The organism is Myroides sp. 1354 (assembly GCF_030324495.1).
Lineage (GTDB): Bacteria > Bacteroidota > Bacteroidia > Flavobacteriales > Flavobacteriaceae > Flavobacterium.
In genome coordinates this window covers 340002-346101 of sequence record NZ_JACAGN010000002.1, presented here as the reverse complement: position 1 = coordinate 346101, position 6100 = coordinate 340002, and the positions used below count along the sequence as shown (strand labels likewise).

The following is a 6100-nucleotide window of genomic DNA, read 5'->3' as shown; positions in this document are numbered from 1 at the left end:
TGTTGGTTTGTTGAGAGGATTGTCGATTAAAGAAGGTCTGCCTTTTCTAAGAATATTCAAACACCTTACGACAAACACTACACAACAAACAACAAACAACAAACAACAAACAACAAACAACAAACATCTCAAATAAAGCAAACAAAAAAACGTCGTTTAAATCAATTTAAACGACGTTTTTTTATTTAAGCTTACCAAGGTTGGCTTTCTCTTGTTTCTACGTAAACAGGGTCTAAAGGGTGTAATTTAGGCACCAAAGCATGATAAGTAACAAACTTAGGTCTACCACCTCTGTTTTGAAGGAATTCTACAAATAAAGTGAATTCATTGTATCGATTCTTTTTATATACGTATTTGATGTCTTCTGTATTCGATTGTACCCAGTATTGACCAATGATTAGATCATAAAATCGAAAATCTACGGCGACATTACATCCTTGAACAAGGTTTCTATAGTCTTGTTGGTTGGTGATAATGGTAAATTCATCTCCTTTGAGGGTCGGAACGTATAGGTTTTCTTTTGTGTTATAACAGCCATATAGTTCTAAGCCTTCTGTTTTGATGAAGACTTCTCTATCGTAATAATCATCATTAACAGTACATCCTGCAAATAACAGTGCTGTACCGAAGAGTATAGCGTATTTTTTTATCATAACTTTTATTTTAAATGGTTGGGAATCATACAAACAGGTATTGGGTTTATCTTGTGTTGATTGATTCGGTTAAGTCGGGTATAAATAGCAAAAACTTCTTTGTCTCTTCCTTGAAAATCCTCTAATTTTTTTCCTTTTTCGGCAGCAAGCATCGCTTGTTCGAGTTCATCATAATTGGCTCCTAATTGATCCTCATCTGATCGATCATCGCCAAATAATCCATCTGTAGGTTTGGCTTGTATAATACTTTGAGGGACTTTTAAATATTCTCCGATTAGGCGAACTTGAGATTTTAGTAAATCGGCAATGGGGCTAATATCTACACCACCGTCTCCATATTTTGTAAAAAATCCAACACCGAAGTCCTCTATTTTATTTCCTGTACCCACAACCAAATAACCGTGAATGCCTGCATAATAATATAACGTAGTCATACGCAACCTCGCTCTAGTGTTCGCTAATGTGAGATTTAACAGTGATTCATTGTCTGTGGTTGGCAATTGTTGTTTGAACAATTCGAAAGTCGACGTTAAATCCGATTCAACAGTACGTACTTGCTCGAAGTTTTGTTTAAGGAAGTCAAGGTGCTCTTTTGCTCTACTGACTTGGGATGCCGCTTGATGAATGGGCATTTCTACACAAAGTAGAGGCAAACCTGTCAAGGCACATAAGGTTGAAGTCACTGCAGAATCAATTCCTCCAGATATGCCAATAGTAAATCCTTTTATACCACTTTCTTGTGCATAATGCTTAAGCCATTCGACAATATGCTGGGTTACTGCTTGGGTTTGAAAGTTTTGATTCATCGCGGAAATTTTGTGATTGATATGTAGTTCTTCTTTTTATATTTGTAGGTATCAGAAAATAATTCAAGAATACTATGTTCAAAATTAGTAAAATATCTTTACCCTTATTGGTGGTTTTTAGTTTTTTTGTGGGGAGCTGTGGCGATTCGAAGACAAAAGTAGACAAAGAAGCAGAGCAAATCCCTATGGATGTTGTGGTCGAGCGTTTCGATCAAGAGTTTTACACTGGAAAGGAAGAAGACTTTCAAGCGTTAAAAAAGAAATATCCTTATTTGTTTCCCGCAGGCGTTGCTGACGAAGCTTGGTTAGAAAAAAAACAGGATACTATTTTTAAAGAACTCTATCAGGAAGTTACTAAACAGTATCAAGATCTAAATACGTTACCTGCAGACTTAAAGCGTTTATTTCAATATATTAAATATTATTACCCTGAAGAATCGGATCACAAAAAAGTGATTACGCTTATCTCAGAAGTAGACGTAGCTGCAAAAGCAATTTATGCGGATACTTTAGCCTTAATCAGTTTAGATACGTATTTAGGGAAAGGACATCATTTCTATAAAGGATTTCCTGCTTATACATTAACGACTTTTGAATCGTCTCAAATTTTGCCTGATATGGCGGAAAGTTTTGTGATTCAGAAACTACCTAAGACCATGGATCGCACGTTTTTAGGTACCATGATTCACCAAGGGAAGTTGATGTATGCCAAAGAAGCGTTACTGCCAGCAGTGCCAAAGGAATCCCTGATAACGTATACAAAGGAACAATTGGAATGGTGTAAAGCACATGAATCTCAGATATGGCGTTATTTTGTCGATAATCAGCTGTTTTTCGATACCGATGCCAAGTTAACGACTCGTTTTATTGATCCAGCGCCGTTTAGCAAGTTTTATTTGGATATTGATAACGAATCTCCAGGACGTGTAGGGGTTTGGATTGGATGGCAAATTGTTCGTTCATTTATGGAAAATAATAACGTAACTTTGCAGGAACTTTTTGCAATGCCTGCGAAAGATATTTTTGAAAAATCAAAGTATAAACCGAAGAAGTAATGAGTAAAAATCACATTTCTGATATCAATATTAGAGTAGAATTAGATGAAAATCGCGTTCCAGATAAAATCATGTGGACTGCAAAGGATGGAGGAGTAGATAAAGCAAAGTCAAAAGCGATGTTGTTATCCATTTGGGATCATGCAGCACAAGAAACCTTGCGTATTGATTTATGGACAAAGGACATGCCTGTGGATGAGATGAAGAAGTTCTTTCATCAAACCTTAGTAGCAATGGCAGATACATATGAGCGTGCTACAGAAGATGAGAAAATGGCGGCAACAATGCGCGATTTCTGCGAGTATTTTGCTGAGAAAACAGACTTGATAGAAAAATAATATAAAAAGGTGATTTTATTTTAAAATCACCTTTTTATATTTTATAGTACCATGAGGTTACAACCTCGAATATCCGAATGGTCAAATCGACCTAATATTTCAAAACTGCCATCTTCGTATTTTTTCCCTAAATCTTGGGTTGCAATAAAGGAACAAGAATTGATATTCGCTAGGTCAATCACATTGACTCCTCCTGTTTTGCCAAATGATTCAATGCGCGTGAAGGGATCTTCTGAATCTCGAATGACAATATCCATCCAAGGCGGACATTGAAATATTCCATCACCTAAAGAATAACCTTGAGAAAGAAGTTCAGTCATACCGTATTCCGAGTGAATTTTTTGAACGTCAAACCCTTGACCTAATAGAGCGTGAAGTTCTTCTCGAATCATCTCTTTTCGCTTGCCTTTCATTCCACCAGTTTCCATAATGATGGTGTTTTTTAATTCAAATTGATGTTGCTCAATAATGTCTAATAACGCATAGGTGACACCCAATAAAAGTACATTTTTTCCTTCGCGATCTAAGCGTTCTAGATTCGCAATGAGCTCTTGATAATTATGTAAATAAAAACCACTTTCAGCATGATTGGATTGCTTGATAAAATCGTCTGCCATATAAATCAACGACGAGCCTTCTCTTTCCAAATAAGAGGGTAATAGGGCTAAGACGACATAATCCTCGATAGGACCGTAAAAGTAGGAGAAACCTTTTCTAAAGCTTTCTTCGTAGTAGTTTAAATCCGTTACATGATGTTTACTCGTGATACTCCCTGTGGTTCCACTGCTGGTAAAAGTGGTTTGTATTGGAGCTGTACTGCTCAATACTTCTTTACTTTTGAAAAATTCAATGGGAAGATAGGGTACTTGATCTAAGCTTCGAACTTCCGTTGGTGTTTTTCGAACGAGATCACAAAATTGGCGATACACCGGATTGTGCTCATATTGATAGCGATATACTTTCATCGCGATTTTATGAAACTCTTTTCGGGTCTGTATGCTAATGATATCTTCTGGTGTAAACACAATTCAATTATTTGGTACAAAAATACAATAAAAAAAGCATCATAGTTGAAATGATGCTTTAGATTTATAACGGTATTCGTTTGTTACTTTACAATGAGCTTTCGGGTAGCAGAGGCATTATTTTCTTTGATTTTAATAATGTAAATTCCCGCTGTTACACTACTTGGCAAGACTAATTCTTTAGTGTTGAGTTGAGTGGCTAAAATTTTCTTTCCCATTACGTTGTATATCTCAACCTCTTTCGTTTCATTTGTTTTAGTTTCTATGGTAATCTTTCCGTTGGTTTGTACGGGATTAGGGTATATAGAAAGACCTTCAATTGTTTTGACAACTGTTGCTTTATTTGAAGACACAGCACCAGAACTAACTTGAGCGACACTCAGGCTAGTCATAAGAGCAAAGACTCCAATTAAAAAATAGTTATAAAAGTAATTTTTAGTCATTCAAATGAAATTAATAATATAAAAGTAATGATTATTTCTTATATGATAAAAAAAATATTTGCTTTTTTAGGGCAAATATTTTTTGTTAACATAAATTAATGACTTATTGTAAATTATAAGTATAAAAAATTAGATTCTTATAATCCTATTGTCCAGCCTTTTGTCCATTCAGGAGCATTTGTACTATTTCCAGCACCTTGGTTTTCTCCTTCAACGAATACACCGTTTACATCTACAGAAGCACCTGCTGTATTTTTACCTTTTGCTTTTTCAGCTACATCGATAAGTTTTACATTGCTGATTAATAATGAACCGTTAGCAACATTAGCGATTGTTTCATCATGCTCTACGTCGAAAGCTGTTTTCCATCCGCTTAATACTACGTTTTTCATTTTTCCTTTCGTTCCTTCACGTAGTTTCATTGCTGTTCCCTCTCCTTTTACCGCTGAAATTAAAGTAATTCCGTCAATTGTCGGGTTAGAATATGGCTCTGCTGTTCTTGTTTTAGCATTGTTATCTGCTTCGAATCCTTTGTCTGCAGTTCCACTTTGTTTTGAGAACCAAAATTTATTTTCTTGTCCATTCCATCCTTCAGTCCAGTCAAACTGATCATCATCATTGTGTGTCGATACTAAGTATTGTGCACTTACTGTTCCTCCAAACCACTCGAATCCGTCATCTGAACCTTCGTGTGCTTGTACATACTCAATCTTTGTTCCACTTCCAACTCCGAATAAAGATAATCCGTTGAATTCTTTCTCACTGTTGAAGTTCGCTCCAGCGTACTCAATTCTCAAATAACGGATAGATCCTGAATTGTCATTGGTAACGTCTCCACCATATGTTAAATCAGAAACTTCTGCCGTAGCTGTTTTAGCTTTGTTAATAGGTGCTTTACCACATACTACTAAACCTCCCCAGCTTCCTCTTTTTTTCTCAAGCGCCGTCATGATTACTGGATTGGTATTCGTTCCTTTTACAAAAATTTGTCCTCCTTGTGCAACTGCAATATAAGAAGATGTTCCTCCTGTACCGATAATTTCAACTCCTTCTTCAATGTTTAGGATCGCTCCATCTTCTACTACCAATTTTGTTGATAGGTTGTATTTTTTATTTTTTTCTAAAGTAAGTGTCTGTCCTTTTTTTAGTGTTTGTCCAATGTTTTCTGTTGGATTTGGACCTCCTCCGTTGTCGTTTGAATTGTCGTCTGATCCACAGCTAACGAATAAAGCGGATACTAATGCGATTGATAAAGCTGATTTGAATAATCTTTTCATAAAGTAATTGTGTTATTTTATTTTAACTGATACAAAGATTGTTTACTAAGATGAACTGATGGTTAGTACTTTATCATTGAATTGTTATGTTACTAGGGGGAATATTAATGAATTGTTATGTAAGGAAAGGGGAGAGAGGAAAGAGGAGAGAGGAGAAATCCCGTAGTGGCAAATGGTAATTTGCCAACTAGCTGGATAACAATTTCACAAAAAGTAGAGAGGAGAGAGGAGAAATCCCGTAGTGGCAAATGGTAATTTGCCAACTAGCTGGATGACAATTTCACAAAAAGTAGAGAGGAGAGAGGAGAAATCCCGTAGTGGCAAATGGTAATTTGCCAACTAGCTGGATAACAATTTCACAAAAAGGGAAGAGGAGAGAGGAGAAATCCCGTAGTGGCAAATGGTAATTTGCCAACTAGCTGGATAACAATTTCACAAAAAGGAAAGAGGAAAGAGGAGAAATCCCGTAGTGGCAAATGGTAATTTGCCAACTAGCTGGATGA

General features: G+C 36.1%; 7 protein-coding genes. 2 read left to right on the top strand and 5 right to left on the bottom strand.

Going from position 1 to position 6100, the window contains the following annotated elements; all coding sequences use genetic code 11:
• Positions 1–191 precede the first annotated feature (191 nt).
• Together HX004_RS04460 and nadE are read right to left on the bottom strand one after the other, a co-directional pair.
• On the bottom strand, positions 192–653 hold the full coding sequence (locus tag HX004_RS04460) for a hypothetical protein (protein WP_286441127.1): 462 nt from the start codon (positions 651–653) through the stop codon (positions 192–194).
• Positions 654–658: 5 nt separating this feature from the next.
• The gene (gene nadE / locus HX004_RS04455; RefSeq protein ID WP_286441126.1) at positions 659–1459 is read right to left on the bottom strand and encodes an NAD(+) synthase; all 801 of its coding nucleotides are present in this window, start codon (positions 1457–1459) and stop codon (positions 659–661) included.
• Between the two features lie 74 nt (positions 1460–1533).
• Here nadE and gldB point away from each other — a divergent pair, with 74 nt between their 5' ends.
• Complete coding sequence (gldB, locus tag HX004_RS04450) at positions 1534–2514, top strand: gliding motility lipoprotein GldB (protein ID WP_286441125.1); 981 nt, start codon at positions 1534–1536, stop codon at positions 2512–2514.
• A complete protein-coding gene (gene gldC / locus HX004_RS04445) occupies positions 2514–2852 on the top strand; it encodes a gliding motility protein GldC (RefSeq protein WP_286441124.1) in 339 nt (112 codons plus the stop codon). The genes gldB and gldC overlap by 1 nt, the downstream gene beginning before the upstream one ends.
• A 41-nt stretch (positions 2853–2893) precedes the next feature.
• Here gldC and HX004_RS04440 read toward each other — a convergent pair whose 3' ends face one another.
• From HX004_RS04440 to HX004_RS04430, 3 genes are all read right to left on the bottom strand, one after another.
• Complete coding sequence (locus tag HX004_RS04440; RefSeq protein WP_286441123.1) at positions 2894–3877, bottom strand: LuxE/PaaK family acyltransferase; 984 nt, start codon at positions 3875–3877, stop codon at positions 2894–2896.
• A gap of 83 nt (positions 3878–3960) precedes the next feature.
• Entirely contained in the window at positions 3961–4320 is a 360-nt protein-coding gene (locus tag HX004_RS04435; RefSeq protein ID WP_286441122.1) for a T9SS type A sorting domain-containing protein, read from the bottom strand.
• Positions 4321–4457: 137 nt separating this feature from the next.
• The gene (locus HX004_RS04430; RefSeq protein ID WP_286441121.1) at positions 4458–5597 is read right to left on the bottom strand and encodes a beta-helix domain-containing protein; all 1140 of its coding nucleotides are present in this window, start codon (positions 5595–5597) and stop codon (positions 4458–4460) included.
• Positions 5598–6100: the final 503 nt, after the last annotated feature.

What these genes read in the sequence shown, in the direction of transcription:
- HX004_RS04460 (WP_286441127.1), bottom strand. Translation starts at nt 653, where the DNA reads ATGATAAAAAAATACGCTATACTCTTCGGTACAGCACTGTTATTTGCA.
- nadE (WP_286441126.1), bottom strand. Translation starts at nt 1,459, where the DNA reads ATGAATCAAAACTTTCAAACCCAAGCAGTAACCCAGCATATTGTCGAA.
- gldB (WP_286441125.1), top strand. Translation starts at nt 1,534, where the DNA reads ATGTTCAAAATTAGTAAAATATCTTTACCCTTATTGGTGGTTTTTAGT.
- gldC (WP_286441124.1), top strand. Translation starts at nt 2,514, where the DNA reads ATGAGTAAAAATCACATTTCTGATATCAATATTAGAGTAGAATTAGAT.
- HX004_RS04435 (WP_286441122.1), bottom strand. Translation starts at nt 4,320, where the DNA reads ATGACTAAAAATTACTTTTATAACTATTTTTTAATTGGAGTCTTTGCT.
- HX004_RS04430 (WP_286441121.1), bottom strand. Translation starts at nt 5,597, where the DNA reads ATGAAAAGATTATTCAAATCAGCTTTATCAATCGCATTAGTATCCGCT.